We start from the raw sequence: 18,662 nt of genomic DNA, 5'->3' as shown, positions 1-18,662 counted from the left end.
GGCCGAAGGGAGGCACCAAGATTTCGGCATAAAACTTTATTCCATAGGAATAAAGGTATTTGTGCCCAAGTTTTTTGGGGGAGGGCAAAGGATTATTTTGTCTAATTCTTCATTTAAGAAGATGTTTATAAACCAGTTTGTCCATAGGAGACAACTTGTCTTGCGGAGGAGGATTTTCTTTGGCGCAAATTAAAGCGGTTATTTTCGATTACGGTGGTGTGATCTCCACGGACCAGGTGCGCTCGGAGGTCGAAGCGATGTTGGGGCTGCTTCGGGTGGAGGAAAGTCAGTTTTACCGCTGGTATTACCATTACCGGCCCTATTATGATCTGGGCAGTACCGGTGAGGAATATTGGCAGAAGGTTTTAGCGGCCTGTGGAGTGGATTATTCTCCGGAACTAGCGTCCAAATTGATCACCCATGATGTCAAGAGTTGGACGCAGTTAAATCCGGCTGTTCTTGAGTGGGTAGCCGATTTGAAAATCGACGGCTATCAATTGGGGATCATCTCCAATATGGTTTGGGAAGTTCTGGACTATATGCGAGCCCATTTTGACTGGTTAAGGCAGGACCTCTTTACCAGTCAAGTTTATTCTTGTCATTGGCGGGTTATCAAGCCGGACCCACGGATCTACCGGATCAGCCTTGAGGAGCTGGGACGCAAGCCGGAGGAATGTTTATTCATTGATGACCGGGAAGCCAATCTTGCAGCCGCCCAAAAACTCGGGTTTAAAGTTTTCCATTTTCAGGGGCCGGCCGCTTTCGAGGATCTCCAATCATATTTCGCTTTATGTGCGGACTGATCGCAAAAGACCGGGCTGGGCCCGGTCTTTTTTTGGACATTTTTGGTTTGGCCTTTTCGTACATCAGCCGGGGATGCAAACTTGCTGTCCGACCTGTAATTGGTTGGGGTTGATCCCGGGGTTCGCAGCCGTAATGGCAGCGACCGTGGTGCCAAAACGTTGGGCGAGACTAAAGAGGGTATCCCCGGAGCGGATAATGTAGATAAAGCCGGAACAGGTTCCTGGACTTGGGGTTGGTGCCGGTGCGGGAATGCAAATCTGTTGCCCCACTTGCAAATTATTCGGGTTAACGCCAGGGTTGGCGGAGGTTAAAGCCTGTACTGTCACACCAAAACGGGACGCGAGGGCAAAGAAGGTATCGCCGGCCCGGATTGTGTAGAGAAAACCGCCAGGACAGGGGCCGGGCGCGGGAGCACGCGCGGGAACGCAGATCTGTTGTCCAATCTGGAGACGATTGGGATCGACCCCCGGGTTCGCCGCTTGAAGGGCGGTCACGGTGGTACCGAAGCGCCGGGCGATACTAAAGAAGGTATCACCAGCTCTGATGGTGTAGGTAAAACCACCGGGGCAAGGACCGGGGCCGGGCGCCACCGGAATGCAGATCATCCGTCCGACTTGTAGAGAGTTGGGATCAAGGCCGGGGTTGGCGTTGAGGATGGCCTGGACAGTGGTGTTAAACCTCTGGGCCAGGGCGAAAAGGGTGTCGCCGGGAATAATGGTATAAACGGTGCCGCCGGGACAGGAGATCTGACTGATGACCATATTTTGTTCATTCATGCCCATCTTTGATTCCTCCATTCGTAATCTACTACAAACTATGCGGGATGCGGGTAAAAGGTAAGAGGTCAAAGTAACTACTTATTGGGCATAAAACCGAAATAAGTGTGAAAATCATAGAAAAGGCTTTCGTGCGGCGGGGGAGATGGGATTTAGACCTTAAAGAACTGGATATACTGTGAAAAGCGGTTGTTGTCTAGTTTTGGCGGAGAAGAAAGGGGGGGAGCAACGATGAACGCCGACTGGATTGATGAGCATTACTATTATCCCGGTGACGATCTGGGTGCCGTGTACACCCCCGCGCGGACCGTCTTTACGGTTTGGGCACCTACCGCCCGCGAAGTAAGTCTGTGTACTTACCGTCAAGGACGGGGCGGGGTTAAAACTGTTTACCCCATGGTCCGGGAAGAGAGCGGAGTCTGGCGCGGGCAGGTGGAAGGCGACTGTCACGGGCTGTATTACACCTATGCGGTTACCCATGAAGACCGTACTTATGAAGTGATGGATCCCTATGCCCGCGCGGCCGGGGTTAACGGCGACCGGGGGATGGTGGTGGACCTCGCCCGCACCAACCCGGAGGGTTGGGCCGGGACCGCGCGGCCCGTTCTGGAGGCGATGGTGGATGCGATCATCTATGAATTGCATGTCCGTGATTTTTCAACCCATCCGCAAGCGGGAATCCAGCATAAGGGTAAATTTTTGGCTTTTACGGAAGCCGGGACCAGGGGGCCCATGGGCGTAAAGACCGGCCTCGACCACTTGGCTGATTTGGGCATCACCCACCTGCATTTACTGCCGGTCTTTGATTTCGCCTCCGTTGATGAGGCCGAACAAGAACATCCCCAGTTCAACTGGGGATACGATCCGAAAAACTTTAACGTTCCGGAAGGATCCTACGCGACCGATCCTTTCGACGGCACCATGCGCATCCGGGAGTTGAAGGCGGCCATTCAAAACCTGCACCGGCGGAAGATTGGCGTCATTATGGACGTAGTTTACAACCATACCTACAAAGCCTGGGATTCCAATCTCAACCGGTTGGTCCCCGGGTATTATTACCGGATGAATCCGGATCGTAGTTTTGCCAACGGTTCGGGGTGCGGTAACGAATTGGCCACCGAACGGCCAATGGTGCGGAAACTAATCCTTGATTCGGTGGTCTACTGGGCCAGCGAATACCGGTTGGACGGTTTCCGTTTTGACTTGATGGGACTCATCGATCTGGAAACCATGCGGCAGATCCGGCAGGCCCTTGACCGTGTAGCCCCCGGGATCATCGTTTACGGAGAGGGTTGGACCGGCGGGCCTTCACCGCTCCCGGGCGAGCGGGCCGCGCTGAAAGGAAATGCGTCCCATGTGCCGGGGATTGCCTTTTTCAACGATTCGGCCCGGGACGGGATTAAGGGGCATGTTTTTTACGGATCGGAACCGGGTTTTGTCAATGGCCGTCCCGGTCTGGAGGAGAGTGTTAAGTTTGGTATTGTGGCGGCCACCGCCCATCCCCAGCTTTGTTATGAGCGGGTCAATTATGACCACGGACCCTGGGCCAGTTCGCCGGAGCAATCAGTGGTCTATTGTGAAGCCCATGACAACCTGACCCTCTGGGACAAGCTGGCCATAACCAATCCGGATGAACCGGAAACCCTGCGCATCAAAAGGCATAAATTGGCCGGCGCGATTGTGCTGACCAGTCAAGGGATTCCTTTTCTCCACGCCGGACAGGAATTTCTCCGGACCAAGGGCGGGAACGCCAACAGTTATTTGGCGCCGGACGAGGTTAATCAGTTGGATTGGGCACGCAAAGCCCGTTATGAAGAAGTTTACACCTACTACCGGGGTTTAATTGCGCTGCGCAAAGCCCATCCGGCTTTCCGCCTGCGGACCACCGAACAGATCCAAACCCACCTCCGGTTTCTCGATCTGCCGGAACAGCTCATCGGTTATATCCTTGCGGAGCATGCCAACGGCGATCCCTGGCGGACAATTGTGGTCCTTTTCAACGCGAAAAGCACCCCGGCTACGGTGGCCCTCCCCGGTGACGATTGGGTGGTCGTCGTTGACCAGCAGCGGGCTGGGACCGAGGCTTTGGCCGCACACCATTCCAACGCAGTGGAGGTACCCCCGCTCAGCGCCTTGGTCCTGGTGGACCGGGCCAGTTTTGCGCAAAACCTGGGCGGCCAAGGAAAGTTTGCTTAATTTGGGGCGCAGAGGAGCCGGCGTAGTGGTGCCACCGTCACTCTTCTTGTGCTCCTCCCTTGTCTTGTGCTCCCCCCCTGAACAAGGGAAAAGGCTGGCCGAAGATTAACTCCCAGAGGTTGGCCGGGGGCTGGCAGGCTTCACAGGTGGCGGTGGGGTGGGCGCCCCAGACAAAGCTTTTCTCCTCCACCTTCTGGCAGTGGGGATTGGGCAGGAGCCCGGTTCTTTGACAGACCTGCAGCCGGATTTTGCGGTGGCGGGCGCAGTACACCGTTGGTTCGGAGCCGTAAAGAAAAAATTCGTTATAACTTGGGCAATCCGGTGAGGCCAGGAGGCCGGTTTCCCGGCAGATCCGGCGGGAGACAATCCCTTCGGGGATGGAGAAATTCCGGACGGGCGTGTCCGCTAAGGCCTTCTTCATGAAAGCCGCCCACAAAGGGGCGGCCAGGGAACCGCCGCCGGCGGGGAGCGGCTTGTTCTGGTCATCGCCAAGATAAACCACGGCGGCCAAATCGGGGGTGAACCCGACAAACCAGGCATCCCGGTTCCCTTGGGAGGTTCCGGTTTTGCCCGCGGCGGGCCGTTGCAGGGTCGCCCGGACACCGGCGGCCGTCCCGCCGGGGCCGACCACATCCTGGAGGACGGAGGTGATCAGGAAAGCCAGCCGTTCATCGATGACCTGGCGGGGACGGGCTTTCCGTTCCCAGATCATTTTGCCCTCCGCGTTGTAAATCCGTTGCACGGCATGGAGGGGGACGGCTTTCCCGCCGTTGGCAAGCGGGAGATAGGCCTGGAGAAGTTCAAAAGGAGTCACTTCCGACGTGCCTAAAGCGAGGGAGAGGTTCTCCGGCAAGGCGCTGGTGATTCCCAACCGGCGGGCCATATTGATGGTGGGTTTCATTCCCAACCGTTGGTGCAAGGTGACCGCTACAATATTGCAGGAGGTGGCCAAGGCTTCGCGCAAACTCAAGTCCCGGTTATGATAGGGCTGGCTGCCATAATCCCGGGGTTGATAGACCTCGGTCTCGGTCGTGGGAAAGGAGACAGTCCGGCAAGGTATGGATGAAGCCAAGGTATAACCTGCTTCCAGGGCGGCCAGGTAGACAAAGGGTTTAAAGGTGGAACCCGGTTGGCGGAAGGCGCTGGTGCTACGGTTGAACGGTGTTTTAAAGTAATCGGTGCCGCCCACCAAAGCTTTGATCGCCCCGCTGGCGGGGTCGGCGGCAATCAATGCCCCCTGGGGTTGAAGCTCCTTTTGGAGTGGGGCCAGGCGGTTTTGTAAGGCTTCTTCCGCCGCTTTTTGCATGGGGAGAGAAAGGGTGGTTTCGATGGTCAGGCCGAGATTTTGGATCTGTTCTTTTGAAATGTTGAGGATCCGGCTGGTTTCTTCCAGAGCGTAGTCGAGGAAGTACAAAGCCTGCCGAGGTGTTTTCTTGAGACCGGGCAGGCGCAGCGGTTCCTGTAAAATCTCCTCCTGTTCTTCAGGGGAAATGGCCCCGACCGCGGCCATCCGTGCCAGGACCGTCTGCAGACGACGGGTGGCCGCCTCCCGGTTGAGATAGGGCGAGTAGAGACCGGGGCCTTTCGGCAGCCCGGCCAGCAAGGCAAGTTCCGCCCGGTTCAACGCGGAGAGCGGACGGCCAAAATAGGTGAGGGCGGCGGTTTTGACCCCAAAGGCCCCGTGGCCGAAGTAGATCTGGTTGAGATACATCTCCAGGATCTCATCTTTTGTGTAATGCAGTTCCAGCCGTAAAGCCAAAAAAAGCTCCTTTAACTTGCGGATGATGGTCCGTTCCGCCGACAAATAGCAATTTTTCGCCACTTGTTGCGTGATGGTACTGAACCCTTGTAATCCTTCCCGCACAAACAGATTATGATAGAGGGCGCGGCCGAAACTGACCGGACTAAACCCGTTGTGTTGATAGAAACGGTGGTCTTCCACGGCTAAAAAGGCCTGTTGCAAAAAGGATGGAATCTCCGCCAGCGTGGCCAGTTCCCGGTTTTCCCGGTAGAGCAGGGCGATGACCTCGCCTTCGGCGCTGAGGACCCGGCTGGTTACCGGTTGCTCGGGCGGGGCCAACGGCAGGCAAAGGATGACCAGGAGGGTGACGGTTACCGCCAGAAAGACCTTTTGGAGCAGAACGCGCCAGTGCCGTTTTAAGGCGGCCAAACCTTTTTTCCCAACTTTTTCTTTTCTCATCTCATCCATTTATATTCCCACCCGCATCTCGGAAATGATCGCTGAAAAGAAAACGCCCTAGCGAGGGGGCGTTTTTTTGTGCTTGGCTTCAGGAGCATCCTGTAAATTCTTCCGGGACAAACGGTGGTAGTTTAAGACTTTCCGCCCCCACAGGGCAAGGTTGAGGATGGCCAGTTTTTTCAGGAAGCCTTTAATCATGGATTCTCCTTCTTAGAGGGCAAGGGCTAGATCTTCAAATTTTCTTTTGACGTTCTCGGCGGAGGAGTAGATCCGGTAATCCAGATCGGGAAAGATGTTATCTTTGGCTTCGAGTTCCTGGAGCCATTTTTCGTTAATCCGGTTCCCCATGATCTGCTCGTAAAGACCAATCAAACGCCCGATGTGGTCCTGGGTCCGCCGTACCGCATATGGCACCACGGTGCCGGTTTTCATGATGAACGCCCAATCGCTGCTCTGGGCGAGGAGGAGTTCGCGGGCGGCCTGGTTCAGGGCCCGCCGTAAAAGACCGGTGGCCTCCGGGAAGGTGTTGGCCAGCTCCACCATGCGTTTGGCTCCCTGGTGGAGATGCCGGTAAATCCAGTCGTTGCTCCCTTCCAACCAGACCTCGTTGTATCCCTTATAGCCCCAACTGGAGAGGGAAGGGGTACTGACCTGATTCCGCGGGTACAGCCCCAAATAATCGGAGGGGGTGACCAACTTGATTGTTTGCTGGTCGTAATAGATCTTCCGGATCAAGAAATCCAACCATTGGGGTCCTTCGAACCACCAGTGCCCGAAGAGTTCCGCGTCGTAAGGGGAGACAATAATCGGTTTCCGGTCCAAAATCGACGCCAGGTATTCGACCTGTTTTTCGCGGTTGAACATGAAGTTGCCCGCGTGGATCGCCGCCTTTTCCCGGGCCCAGTCCGGGTTATAAGGTTGTTTGTCATGGGTACGCCCGGTAATCCGGTAATACTTGATCCCGGTGTTGATCCGCAGACCGCTGGGGTCGATATAAGGTCTGATGTATTCGTATTCCAGGTCGTAACCGATATCACGGTAAAATTCCCGGTAGTCGAAGTCGCCGGGGTACCCCTCGTTGGCACTCCATACTTGTTTGGAAGATTCCAGATCCCGGCCGAAAGCGGCGACGCCCGAAGGACAGTACACGGGGGCGAAATTTCCGTACTTGGGCCGGGGCGAAGCATGGAGGATGCCGTGGGCATCGGTGAAAAAGTAACGGATGCCGTAATCGCGGAGAATCTCGTCATCCCCCGGATTATAACCGCATTCGGGCAACCAGATCCCCCGCGGGGGACGCCCAAAGCAACGGGTATGGTATTCGACGGCGTAGTGGATCTGGGCCCGGACGGCTTCCCGGTGCAGCATTAAGGGGAGATAGCCATGGGTGGCCCCGCAGGTAATCAGTTCGAGATACCCTTCATCCTGCAAACGCCGGAAGGGAGCGACCAGGTTTTTCTGGCATTTTTCCGCAAAGTACCAGCGAGAAAAAGTGAACATATCGTAATAGTAATGGGCCATGCGGTTAAACTCCGGAAGCCAACGGGTGCGTTCGATCTCCTTCGCGGCCAGTTCGATCAGTTTGTCCAGGTGTTTGAGGTAACGGTCCTGCAGCAACTGGTCATTGAGCATGGAAAGGAGGGGCGGGGTTAAGCTCATCGTTACCCGGTAACGGACCCCGTCTTCCGCCAGTTTTTCAAAAACCTTCAATAAAGGGATATAAGTTTCGGTAATCGCTTCAAAGAGCCATTTTTCTTCCAAAAAATGTTCATGTTCGGGGTGGCGAACAAAGGGCAAATGGGCGTGGAGCACCAGGCAGAGATAGCCTTTTTCCAACGAAAACAACCTCCCTCAAGCACTCATCCCGATTGGCGGAGGAGCTTTTAATAGGTTTCTTTGGTGACCTCGGGAATGATGGTGATCGCGTCCTTTCCATCCTGGGAGCGGGCGGTCACCGGAATCCTTTTCCGCCCGTCCGGCAAGGCCATCCGGAGCGTAAAGGTACCGTCGGGGCGCAAAGGGACCGGCTGCCCGTCCACCGTTAAACTGGCGGACGGTTCGGTCGCACCGTAAAGGATGAGTTCCGTATTCAAGACCAGCCAGAATTGGCGTTCTTCCGGAGGCGGGCCGAACGGACTGCTTATGCTGCTAACCGCGCCCGACCCCATCTCCCGTTCCAACCTCTTGAGCAGGGATTCGGCCAATTCGACCGAACCGGCCTGCGGATCGCCGGCCAGCTGGTAGAGACGGCGGAAATCCTCCTCGACAAGCATCCATTCTTCATCGATTACTTCCGACACGGTGGCCCGGGGTGTGACCACCGTGTTGGAGCGGGCCAGGGCCACAAATTCCCCCGACGGGGCAATGTAGCCCAGCTCAACGGTGTACCGGCGGTTGGGCTGCACATTAAGGTACCAATGGCCGGTGACCGGGTTAACGGGAACATTAAAAAATCCCGGTTCCATGCCGCCGGATTCTTGCTCTTCCCACACCCTAAGGCTGAGTGGGGTTCGTTGCCAATCTCCGAACATTTTTTCCAGGTTTTCCTTGACCTCCCGGCTAAAATCCCAGTAGGTATACAGCCAGAAGGGGTCACGAATCAGCAGCGTTATTGAAGTTTCATTATAAGAAGACGGAAGGGGAAACCTGGGTTCCTCACCCGGTGGCGGCGGATAGGTCTGCGGTGACAGGCCGGTCGTATAGACGGGTTCCGGAGTTTTTTTCTCGGCGGCCGCTTTGGCGTGGGCTTCAGCGGTGGTTTGGTTCTGCTTAAAAACCAGATTTAAACTTTCAATGAGTTCATCTTTTTTCATTCGGGAGCGGTTTTTAATCTTTAGTTTTCTGGCTAAAGAGAGCAGCTCTTCCCTGGTCTTTTTGGCCAGTTCTTCGCGGGTCATCCCCATCCCCCTTCCGTAGAATCTTCCGTAGAATAAAAAATTACTTCTTATAATATGACTCAATGGTTTCGGGAATATGCAAATCCTTGATGAAGATAAATAATTTGGCAGGAAAAAGCAGCGTAATCAAGAATTAGATGATGACGATTTGCCGGGAGGAAGAAAATGCGGTTTTTCACCAAAGCTACCATTAGCATCCTGTTAATATTTGCCATCATACCGCTTGTTTGGTCGGCGCCACCTCCTCCTTACCAGTACATGGCCAAAGACTATCTCTATGAGGCTTGGTTTAAAATCGAAGCCGCCGATTTGCTGGGGACAGGTGCCAGTCAATTGGTGGTGCTTGGACGGGATTACTTGGCCGGCCGTCTCTCTTTGCAGCTTTTATCCTGGGAAGGGGGAAAACCGGCGAGCAAGTGGGAGAGCCCCAATCTCTTGGCGGAAGGGCCGGTTATGATGAGTGTCGGACGGCCTTTGCCCGGCGGCGCGCCGGCGCTGATCGTCCTGACCCAGGCTTACGTCTATCTCTATACCTGCCAGGATGAGAAGATTATCCTCTCTTCCCAATTTAAGCATGCCCTTTCTCCCGTGGAATTATCAGTGGCTGATCTTGACGGGGACGGTCAGGATGAATTGCTGGTGGTCCGTCTGGGCGAGCGGCGACCAAGTTACGATGAGCATGTGGTCGAAGTTTACCGCCTGACCGAAGCGGGGATGGTCAAGATCGGCAGCAGTGGTTTGCTGGGCCAGATCCGGGCTCTGACGGCCGGGGATTTAGACGGGGATGGCTTGGCCGAAGTGGTGACCGATACGGGATTAAGTAGTCGGGCCGGGGTATTCACCGTTTTGGAGTGGGATGCGGAGAGGCAGGAGTTGGTTACCGGCTTGCGGGTGGAGAATCTCCTGGCGACCATGGCGTTTGGTCTGACCATTGCCGCCGGGGACAACGGGCCGCTGCTTTATACGGCGGACGGGTGGGGACGACTGAACCGTTTTCGTCTGGTGGACGGCCAGTTGATTCCCATCAGCGAACATTATTCCTTTCCCAATGGGTTGATTGGGGTTGCCGTCGGCGACCTGGACGGGGATGAACAAAAGGAGATCATAGTGGTTGGTCATCCCAACAATCTATATGTTGTTAGTTTAAACTAGATTTAATATTAAAAGAAGAGGTTTCCGGAGTAGCTTGGTTAATAATAACATCAAATGGTGTCCATTACGTGGAGGTTTAAAAATGAGAAAACTGATCGTTGGCGTGATGGGAGGAGGAGAAGGCGCTTCTCCGGAAGTCTGTGAGATGGCCTACAAACTTGGCGGTCTCATCGCCCAGCAGGGTTGGATCCTTTTAAATGGCGGCTGGGGCGTAGGGGTGATGGAGGCGTCGGCCCGGGGGGCGAAAGAGCACAACGGCTTGACGGTGGGGATTCTGCCGGACCGCCATAAGGATCTGGCCTCACCTTATATCGATATTCCGATTGTAACCGGAATGGGGGACGGACGTAATATCATCAATGTCCTCTCCAGTGATATCGTGGTGGCTTTACCGGGGCGTTCCGGAACGATTTCCGAGATCGCCTTGGCCTTGAAAAACGGGAAAAAAGTGATCCTCCTCAATTTCCCGCTGACTGATATCTTTGTCGAATACCAGAAAGCAGGGATCATGGTCCTTGTGCATAAACCCGAAGAAGTGATTGCCAAGATTAAAGAGTTGTATCAGCTGGAGAACGACGAAAAAGACGAATAAAAGGCTCAATTTTATCCTTGGCTTTACTGACAAAAGCGAACGCCCGCCTTAATTAAGGCCGGGCGTTCTTTTTTTCGCTTCTTCGATCAGTTCCTGTATTTCTTGGAGTTTCTCCTTCGCTTCCTGGAATTTATCCTCCGCTTCCCGGAGTTTCCGCTCTAGATTCGCCCAAAACAATTCATCGGCGGGGAGGGCGGGCGCTTTTGCTTCCGGGGAAGGTGTTGCCGTTTCGGGGGCGGGTGTTTCCCCCGCAGGAGTCGGGACCGGTGTGAGAAGGGCGTTTCCTTTTTCTTCCTTGAGCCGGCGCAGGGCTGCCTCGATGTTGTCGGCGATGACCACCTGGTCCTGCCAGACGAGGACGACCTTTTTAAACTCGGGCATCTGGGCCTGGTTGGATTGGATGTAAAATGGTTCGGCGTACAGAATGGTACCGCCGATCGGAATCACCAGCAGGTTCCCACGGATCAATTGGGACTGGCTTTGACTCCACAGCGTGATCAGTTCGGTTATTTCCGGGTGTTGGCCGATCCGGGCTTCAATCTGCATCGGCCCGAAGGTGTTGGTCCCCTTTGGCAGTTGGTACAGGATGAGCTGGCCATAGTTGGGGGGATCGCAGCGGGCGACCAACCAGGCGATCATGTTTTGCTTGCCCCGGGGTGTAAAGGGACGCATCAAGAGAAATTCTTCCTGCGTTTCCCCGGGTAAGACCAGCGTGACATAGTAGGGTTCAAGGATCTCTTCCCGGTGTGCGTAGATCTGGGTCGGCAGGCTCCAAAAATCTTCTTTTTCATAGAAGGCCTTCGCGTCGGTCAGGTGGAAGCTGAGCAGCATCTCCTGCTGCACGGTGAACAGGGCTTCCGGATACCGGATGTGTTCCTGTAAAGCAGCGGGCATTGCGGTGAACGCTTTGAACATCCGGGGAAAAACCTTCTGCCAGGTTTGGATGATGGGGTCGGCCGGGTCTACCACATAAAAATCGACAGTGCCGTGGTAGGCATCGACCACCACCTTTACCGCGTTGCGGATATAGTTATACCCGTTGGCATGCTTGGCGGCGTAGGGGAGGTGGCGGGAGACCGTGTAGGCGTCGATCATCCAGAACAACCGGTTGTCGGCGATGACGAGATAAGGGTCGTCATCGAAAATCAGGAAGGGGGCCAGCTTTGCCACCCGCTCCTTAATGTTGCGGTACAAAAGGATTTTGCTCTCCTCCCGGATATATCCAGAGAGGATGAGGTTGCGGTCGCCAAGCTCCACCGCCATGAGGAGCCGGGATAACCAGCGCCGGAGGGAGATCCCGTCCCGTCCTTGGTAAGTGGTGGTGACATTCTCGCCGCCGGTGGCCGGATAGTCAAACTCCTTTTCGCGCGTCCGGACGATCGCGTAGGAGTCTTGGCCCTCGCCGAAGTAGATCTGGGGATGGGCCAGTTCCAGGGCGGGGAGGGATCCGTCCACGACCGGGGGGATATCCTTAACCAAAAAGAGCGGTTGACCTACGTTATTGGCCTGGTTAACCGCATTCATCGCCAGACCATAACCGTGGGTGTAAACCAGGTGCCGGTTCAGCCAGTTCTGGTCTATTTTTGTGGGGTCAAGCTCCCGGGCGGCGATCATGACCTGTTTCTGTCCCCGGGGTGTCGGGTAACGGTCCAGATCAATATCGTGGAAGGTATAGTAGGAACGGAATGATTGCAGTTGGTTATAGGCGGGCAGGAGCGGCCGCCAGTCCCAGATCCGTAAATTGGCCAGGGAAGGGTGGTTGGGATCCAGAACTGACGGGTCGGCTTCTGGAACCAGCGTATAGGGTTTTACTTCGATGCGGTCCAAGCCAAACCCGAACCGGGTAAACCGGAGATGGTGCTCCAGATAGGGTTCTTCCATAATAAACTGGTTTGGTTTGACCAGCACCGTTTCGACGAGCGGCGGAAGGACCAGCAGGAAAAGGAGTAAGGAGCACAACCACAAGCCGAGGCTGCCGATGAGCAACCGGTGCCGCCGTTGTTTGAAAAGCGTTAACAACAAGAGCAGCGCGGTCAGGACCGCAATCAGTACCATGATGTTGTACCCGAAAATCCGGATATGGTGGGTGGTGTAGTCCACACCGGTCAATAAGGGCTTTTCCTCGAAGAGCAGGCCGCACCGGCTGAGGAAATAATCGGCCGCTTTGAGCAGGAAGAAGAGGACGCCCAGGATTGTCAGGTGAATACGGGCACGGGGCCAAAACTGGAACTTACGATCCTGATACCAGTAGGCTTGGGCAACGACGTAAAACAGGGTGACGCCGAGCAATGTAAGGATAATGAGGCCCAGGAGGGTGACGATCAGACGCTGATAAAAAGGATAGACAAAGAGATAGAAACCGAGATCAAGTTGGAAGATGGGGTCGGTTACCCCAAAGGCGGTGCGGTGTAAGTATTGTTGGACCACGGTCCAGTCGGGAGCCGCCCCGGGCAGCAAAAAGAGGGTTAAGACAAACGCGGTGACGGCACTGAACATGAAATGTTGCTGCGGGGTAAATTTTACCTCGGTCTGCAGTTCTAAAAAGGCTCTCTTCGTTTGCCGGAGATTCAGGAAGAGAAAGACAAAACAGAAAAGTCCCAGTCCCAAGCGGATACCCAGTTTAGTCAGGAGCGGAACCCAAAACTGTGGCAAAGCATTGAGGCTCCGGTACCACAACCAGGTAACCAGTTGGTGGGAGAAGAAAAAAAAGAGCGCCATTCCGGCCAGGAGGAGCAGGACAAGAAGGAAGACCACTTTTTTCTTCATGCGTTCACCCCCAGTTGAACTATTCACAAGCCAACATTTCTCTCCGGCTTTAACCTAATCCTGCCCCCGCAAGGATTTTACCGGAATTTTAGAAGGTATTTATCGTGGTATTGTCTAAGACATGCGGTGGAGGAATCTTCTAAAGCCGCCAATCTTAGCAGGGTTCACCAAAAAGCAACGGAAGGGATATCAGGCTTATTAACGAATAACGCAATTTATACCGTTTTAGCTTTGTTTGCATGAAATTGGTTTATATGTATTATCTTTGGAGGTGGATTGCCATGGCCGCGGCCGGCGTGAACTGGAGAAAATTGAACTGCGAAGAGAAACAGCTTGAACTTCCACTCCTTCCCCTCCGGGGCGTGATTGTCTTTCCTTATTTGATCATCCATTTGGATGTCGGGCGGGAAAAGTCGGTCAGCGCTTTAGAAGAGGCAATGGTCAACAACCGCTTGATAGTGCTGGCGGCGCAGCTTCAGGCCAAGACCAACGAGCCGGAACCTCATGATATATATAAATTGGGAACCTTGGCAGAGGTCAAGCAGTTATTGAAATTGCCCGACGGAACCCTCCGCGTACTGGTGGAAGGGCTCAGTCGTGTCCAGGTGAAAGAATTTGTGCAACGGGACCCCCATTACCGGGTTTTGGTCGAAAAAGTGGAAGAGGACGTGGTGAAAAGTCCAGAGTTGGAAGCATTGATGCGGACGACTTTCTTCCAGTTCGAACAGTATATTAAGAACAGTAAACGGGTTCAACCGGAGGTTTTGGCCTCGGTCTCCAGCATCGAGGAGCCGGGCCGGTTGGCTGATGTGATTGCTTCCCATCTCAACCTGAAAGTTGAGGATAAACAGGCCTTGTTGGAAGCGATCTCCCCCCGCGAACGCCTGGAGAAACTCTATGCGATTTTGCTTAATGAACTGGAGATCATTGAGATGGAGCGCCGGATCCACCTGCGGGTCCGGAAGCAGATGGAAAAGACGCAGAAAGAATACTATCTCCGGGAACAGATGAAAGCGATCCAAAAAGAATTGGGCGAGAAAGACGAACGGATGGCCGAGGCGGACGAGTTGCGGGCCCGGGTTGAAGAGCAGGATCTCCCGGAGGAAGTGCGGGAGCGGGCCTTGAAGGAGATCGACCGTTTGGAGAAGATGCCGCCGATGGTGGCCGAAGCGGCGGTCGTCCGGAATTATCTTGATTGGTTGTTGTCCCTCCCGTGGAATATCTATACCGAGGACCACCTCGATCTGGAGCGGGCGGAGCAGATCCTTAATGAGGACCATTATGGTCTGGATAAAGTGAAAGAGCGGATCTTGGAGTTTCTGGCCGTCCGGAAACTGACCCAAAATTTAAAAGGCCCCATCCTTTGTCTGGTTGGTCCGCCGGGCGTCGGGAAGACCTCGCTGGCCCGTTCGGTGGCGCGGGCGATGGGCCGCAAGTTCGTCCGTTTCTCCCTGGGCGGCGTCCGGGATGAAGCCGAGATCCGCGGCCACCGCCGTACCTACGTTGGGGCGATGCCGGGCAAGATTATTCAGTCCATGCGGCAAGTCGGTTCGAAAAACCCCGTCTTGCTTTTGGATGAGATCGATAAGATGTCCATGGATTTCCGGGGGGACCCGTCGGCAGCTCTGTTGGAGGTCTTGGACCCGGAACAGAATAATGCCTTCGGCGATCATTATCTGGAGGTTACTTTCGATCTCTCTCAAGTCTTTTTCATCACCACCGCGAATACAACGTATAACATTCCCCGGCCCCTCTTGGACCGGATGGAGATCATTCAGATCGCGGGATACACGGAAGACGAGAAGATGGAGATTGCCAAAAAACACCTGTTACCCAAACAGTTAAAGGTGCATGGCCTTACTAAAGAACAGTTGCTCTTGACCGATGCAGCCTTAACCGAAGTAATCCGTTCCTACACCCGCGAGTCGGGAGTTCGAAACCTGGAGCGGGAATTGGCGACGATCTGCCGGAAGACTGCCCGCCAGCTGGTGAGCAACCAAGCGACCACAGTACGGGTCGGCAAGCAAAACCTCCATAAATTCCTGGGTATTCCCAAGTTCCGGTATGGTCTGAAGGAGGAAGGGGACCGGGTTGGTGTGGCGACCGGGTTGGCCTGGACCGAAGTGGGCGGGGATATTCTGACGATCGAAGTCTCGGCCATCAAGGGGAAAGGGAATCTCCTTCTAACCGGGAAACTGGGGGAAGTGATGCGCGAATCGGCCCAGGCCGCCGTCAGTTATATCCGGTCCCGGGCCAGAGCTTTCGGCATTGACGAGAATTTCCACGAAAACATTGATCTGCATATCCACGTGCCCGAAGGGGCGATTCCAAAAGACGGACCTTCCGCCGGGATTACGATGGCAACGGCAGTGGTTTCGGCCCTTTCCGGTGTTCCGGTCCGCAGTGACGTGGCGATGACCGGGGAGATCACCTTGCGGGGCCGGGTCTTGCCGATTGGCGGGTTGAAGGAAAAGGTTCTGGCAGCCCACCGGGCGGGGATCAACACGGTCATAATTCCGAAGGAAAACCAGAAAGATATGGAGGAGATTCCGGCACCGGTGGCCCGGAAACTCCGTTTCGTCCTGGTGGAAGAGATGGATGCGGTGTTGAAGGAAGCGCTCGCCACTTCGGCGGTGGCAGAAGATGTGGGGTAAGGTTTCCTTATCCATCGCGGCGGCAATTTCATGAATCCACCAGCATCCAGATGTGATTTTCGCTTTTAATTAGCGGTCTATATAGTTGTGTATAGTTGTTTGGAAGACAACAGGGATCAAGGAGGCGATCCGTTGAACGAGCGGACTTACCGGGTTTTGGAGTTTGAAAAAATTCTGGCCCGGTTGTCGACCTATGCCAGCAGTTCTTTGGGGAAAGAATTGGCCCTGAAGCTTCGGCCGTCGTGTCAGCCGGATGAGATTAAAAGATGGCAAGCGGAGACGACGGAAGCTTGCCGTTTGTTCCAAAGCGGAGAAAAGGTTCCCCTCGGGGGGATTCATGACCTGCGGGCTGCTTTTAAGAAAGCCGGTCTGGGGGGTGTTTTGTCGCCGGAAGAGCTGGCGGCGGTGGGCGATACTTGCCGGGCCGCCCGTTTGTTCAAGGCTTTTTTCCGCGGGGAGAACGCGGAGCTGGCTCCTACTCTGGCGGCTTTGGCCGCGGGTTTGACGGCTTTTCCCGATTTGGAACGGGAGATTGAACAGGCGATCGAACCGGAAGAGGGGCGGGTGAAGGATCAGGCCAGCCCGTTACTTTCCCGGCTCCGGGCGCAGATCCGAACTTATCAGAACCGCATCCGCGATAAACTGGAGACACTGGTCCAAGGGACCGAAACCCGAAAGTACCTGCAAGAGGCCTTGATCACCGTACGGAACGGTCGTTACGTCATCCCGGTTAAGCAGGAGTACCGCCAGGCGATCCCGGGGATTGTGCATGACCAGTCGGCCAGTGGGGCCACTTTGTTTATTGAGCCCATGGCGGTGGTGGAGATTAACAACCAATTACGCCAGGTGGAGGCGGAGGAAGAGCAGGAAGTCACCCGGATCCTGGCGGCCCTTAGTGCGCTGGTGGGGGACGTGGCGGCTCCGGCCCAGGCTAATCTGGAGATTTTGGCCCGTCTGGACTTGGCTTTTGCGAAAGCACGGTACAGCCAAGCTTTGGCTGGAACTGAACCGGTGATTAACAATGAAGGGTATATCCGGCTCCTGGGGGCCCGCCATCCCCTGTTGGAAGGGAATGTGGTCCCCATCGATCTGGAACTGGGCCGCAGTTTTCACACGTTGGTCATCACCGGACCGAACACCGGCGGGAAGACGGTCACCCTGAAGACGGCCGGACTATTAACCCTGATGGCCCAGTCCGGGCTGCATCTGCCCGCGTCATCCGGCTCGGAAGTGGGGGTCTTTACCGGAATCTATTGTGATATCGGGGATGAGCAAAGCATTGAGCAGAGCCTCAGTACTTTTTCAGCCCACATGACCAATATTATTGCGATTTTGCAGGAAGCCAAGGGCGAAGGCTGCCTTGTCCTCCTGGATGAACTGGGGGCCGGGACCGACCCGGCCGAAGGGGCCACCCTGGCCATTGCCCTGCTCGAAGAGTTCCACCGGCGGGGGGTCAGGACGATCGCCACTACCCACTACGGAGACTTAAAGGTTTTTGCTTATAATACCCAAGGGGTTCAGAATGCGTCGGTCGAATTCGACCCCCAAACCCTCGCCCCCACTTACCGTTTGCTCATCGGCCTGCCCGGCCGTAGTAACGCTTTTGCGGTGGCTTCCCGTCTGGGGCTGGACCCGGCCATTATTGACCGGGCGCGCCAGCTCCTCTCCCCCGGGGAACGGCGGGTTGAAGACTTGATCGGCGAGATCATGAAAGAACGGCAGTTATTGGAGCAGGAACGGCATGATGCTTCTGCTCTGCGGCTGCGGGCCCAACGGGACGAACAACAATTACGAGCCGAGCTTGCGGAACTGAAGGCGAAAAAAGAAGAGCTCTTAAAAGCGGCGCGGGAGGAAGCCCGTGCCCTCGTGCGCGAAACCCGGCGGGAGATGGACGAACTGCTCCGGAGTTTGCAGGAGGCGGCGGACCAGAGTACGCGCAGCCGGTTGGCGAACCAAGCCCGGGCGGTGCTGCAAAAACGCCTGGCCGAACTGGAGGAGCCTTTACTGCCCGCTGACGAGGAGTACCGGGGCGAACTGGAGGTAGGAATGCGTGTTCGGCTGGCGGGGTTGGCCCAGGAGGGTGAAATTATTGATCTCAATGCGGATAGTGCGCTTGTTCAGTCCGGTTCAGTCCGCCTCTGGGTGGAACGGAGCAAACTTACACCGTTGGCCGGGCGGAAGCAAAAACCGGAACCGGGGAAGATCAAGATGGGCGCCTTGGGCCAGGAAAAAGCCAAAACCATCTCGCCCGAACTGGATCTCCGGGGGATGACCGTCGAGGAGGCGTTACAGGTTACCGACAAATACCTGGATGAAGCCTTACTGGCCGGGCTGCCCTGGGTCCGTCTGATTCACGGCAAAGGCACCGGTGCCTTGCGTGCCGCCATCGCCGAATATGTGAAGAAACACCCCCGGGTCAGTAAACACCGTTGGGGCGAAACCAACGAAGGCGGGATGGGGGTTACCGTGGTGGAACTGCAGCGGTAGGATAAGGCCAAGTGGGGGTTTTCCCTTGGCTACAGCTGGTAAGCGCAAATCGTAGATTCACTTTCAGAAATGACTGTCTACCGGGCGTGGGCAGTCATTTTTTTTAGCTGGGATTATGACCAATAATGGTACACCGAG

At 55.3% G+C, this 18,662-nt stretch carries 12 protein-coding genes; 6 read left to right on the top strand and 6 right to left on the bottom strand.

What is annotated here, in order from left to right; translation table 11 throughout:
* Positions 1-179 precede the first annotated feature (179 nt).
* Positions 180-803 (top strand): HAD family hydrolase, encoded by a 624-nt coding sequence (locus G5B42_RS02510; RefSeq protein ID WP_181338871.1) that lies wholly within the window; start codon positions 180-182, stop codon positions 801-803.
* Positions 804-866: 63 nt separating this feature from the next.
* Here G5B42_RS02510 and G5B42_RS02505 read toward each other — a convergent pair whose 3' ends face one another.
* Positions 867-1,586: a muramidase family protein gene (locus tag G5B42_RS02505; RefSeq protein WP_231133171.1), complete on the bottom strand. Its 720-nt coding sequence runs from the start codon at positions 1,584-1,586 to the stop codon at positions 867-869.
* A gap of 225 nt (positions 1,587-1,811) precedes the next feature.
* On the opposite strand from G5B42_RS02505, the gene pulA reads away from it, so the two are divergent.
* Positions 1,812-3,776 carry a type I pullulanase gene (pulA, locus tag G5B42_RS02500; protein WP_181338870.1) on the top strand — a complete coding sequence of 655 codons (1,965 nt, stop codon included), beginning with the start codon at positions 1,812-1,814 and terminating at the stop codon, positions 3,774-3,776.
* 37 nt (positions 3,777-3,813) lie between these two features.
* Here pulA and G5B42_RS02495 read toward each other — a convergent pair whose 3' ends face one another.
* The 4 genes from G5B42_RS02495 to G5B42_RS02480 are packed head-to-tail and all read right to left on the bottom strand — an operon-like array spanning position 3,814 to position 8,873.
* On the bottom strand, positions 3,814-5,985 hold the full coding sequence (locus tag G5B42_RS02495; protein WP_181338869.1) for a transglycosylase domain-containing protein: 2,172 nt from the start codon (positions 5,983-5,985) through the stop codon (positions 3,814-3,816).
* A 48-nt stretch (positions 5,986-6,033) separates the two neighbouring features.
* Positions 6,034-6,174 carry a hypothetical protein gene (locus G5B42_RS02490; RefSeq protein WP_181338868.1) on the bottom strand — a complete coding sequence of 47 codons (141 nt, stop codon included), beginning with the start codon at positions 6,172-6,174 and terminating at the stop codon, positions 6,034-6,036.
* A gap of 12 nt (positions 6,175-6,186) precedes the next feature.
* Entirely contained in the window at positions 6,187-7,812 is a 1,626-nt protein-coding gene (locus G5B42_RS02485; protein WP_181338867.1) for a glycoside hydrolase family 57 protein, read from the bottom strand.
* Positions 7,813-7,859: 47 nt separating this feature from the next.
* Positions 7,860-8,873 (bottom strand): DUF4912 domain-containing protein, encoded by a 1,014-nt coding sequence (locus G5B42_RS02480; protein WP_181338866.1) that lies wholly within the window; start codon positions 8,871-8,873, stop codon positions 7,860-7,862.
* A 165-nt stretch (positions 8,874-9,038) separates the two neighbouring features.
* On the opposite strand from G5B42_RS02480, the gene G5B42_RS02475 reads away from it, so the two are divergent.
* On the top strand, positions 9,039-10,025 hold the full coding sequence (locus G5B42_RS02475) for an FG-GAP repeat domain-containing protein (RefSeq protein WP_181338865.1): 987 nt from the start codon (positions 9,039-9,041) through the stop codon (positions 10,023-10,025).
* An 82-nt stretch (positions 10,026-10,107) separates the two neighbouring features.
* Entirely contained in the window at positions 10,108-10,617 is a 510-nt protein-coding gene (locus G5B42_RS02470; protein ID WP_181338864.1) for a TIGR00725 family protein, read from the top strand.
* A gap of 48 nt (positions 10,618-10,665) precedes the next feature.
* Here the strand turns inward: G5B42_RS02470 and G5B42_RS02465 are convergent, their stop codons facing one another.
* Positions 10,666-13,383, bottom strand: coding sequence for a UPF0182 family membrane protein (locus G5B42_RS02465; RefSeq protein ID WP_181338863.1), 2,718 nt, complete (start codon positions 13,381-13,383; stop codon positions 10,666-10,668).
* Between the two features lie 281 nt (positions 13,384-13,664).
* Between G5B42_RS02465 and lon the strand changes: the two genes are divergently transcribed.
* Together lon and G5B42_RS02455 are read left to right on the top strand one after the other, a co-directional pair.
* Positions 13,665-16,037 carry an endopeptidase La gene (gene lon, locus G5B42_RS02460; RefSeq protein ID WP_181338862.1) on the top strand — a complete coding sequence of 791 codons (2,373 nt, stop codon included), beginning with the start codon at positions 13,665-13,667 and terminating at the stop codon, positions 16,035-16,037.
* Between the two features lie 132 nt (positions 16,038-16,169).
* Positions 16,170-18,524 carry an endonuclease MutS2 gene (locus G5B42_RS02455; protein WP_181338861.1) on the top strand — a complete coding sequence of 785 codons (2,355 nt, stop codon included), beginning with the start codon at positions 16,170-16,172 and terminating at the stop codon, positions 18,522-18,524.
* Positions 18,525-18,662 lie beyond the last annotated feature (138 nt).

The organism is Capillibacterium thermochitinicola, from assembly GCF_013664685.1.
Taxonomy (GTDB): domain Bacteria; phylum Bacillota; class UBA4882; order UBA10575; family UBA10575; genus Capillibacterium; species Capillibacterium thermochitinicola.
The sequence above is the reverse complement of the archived record's forward strand: the minus strand, read 5'-3'. Positions and strand labels throughout refer to the sequence as shown.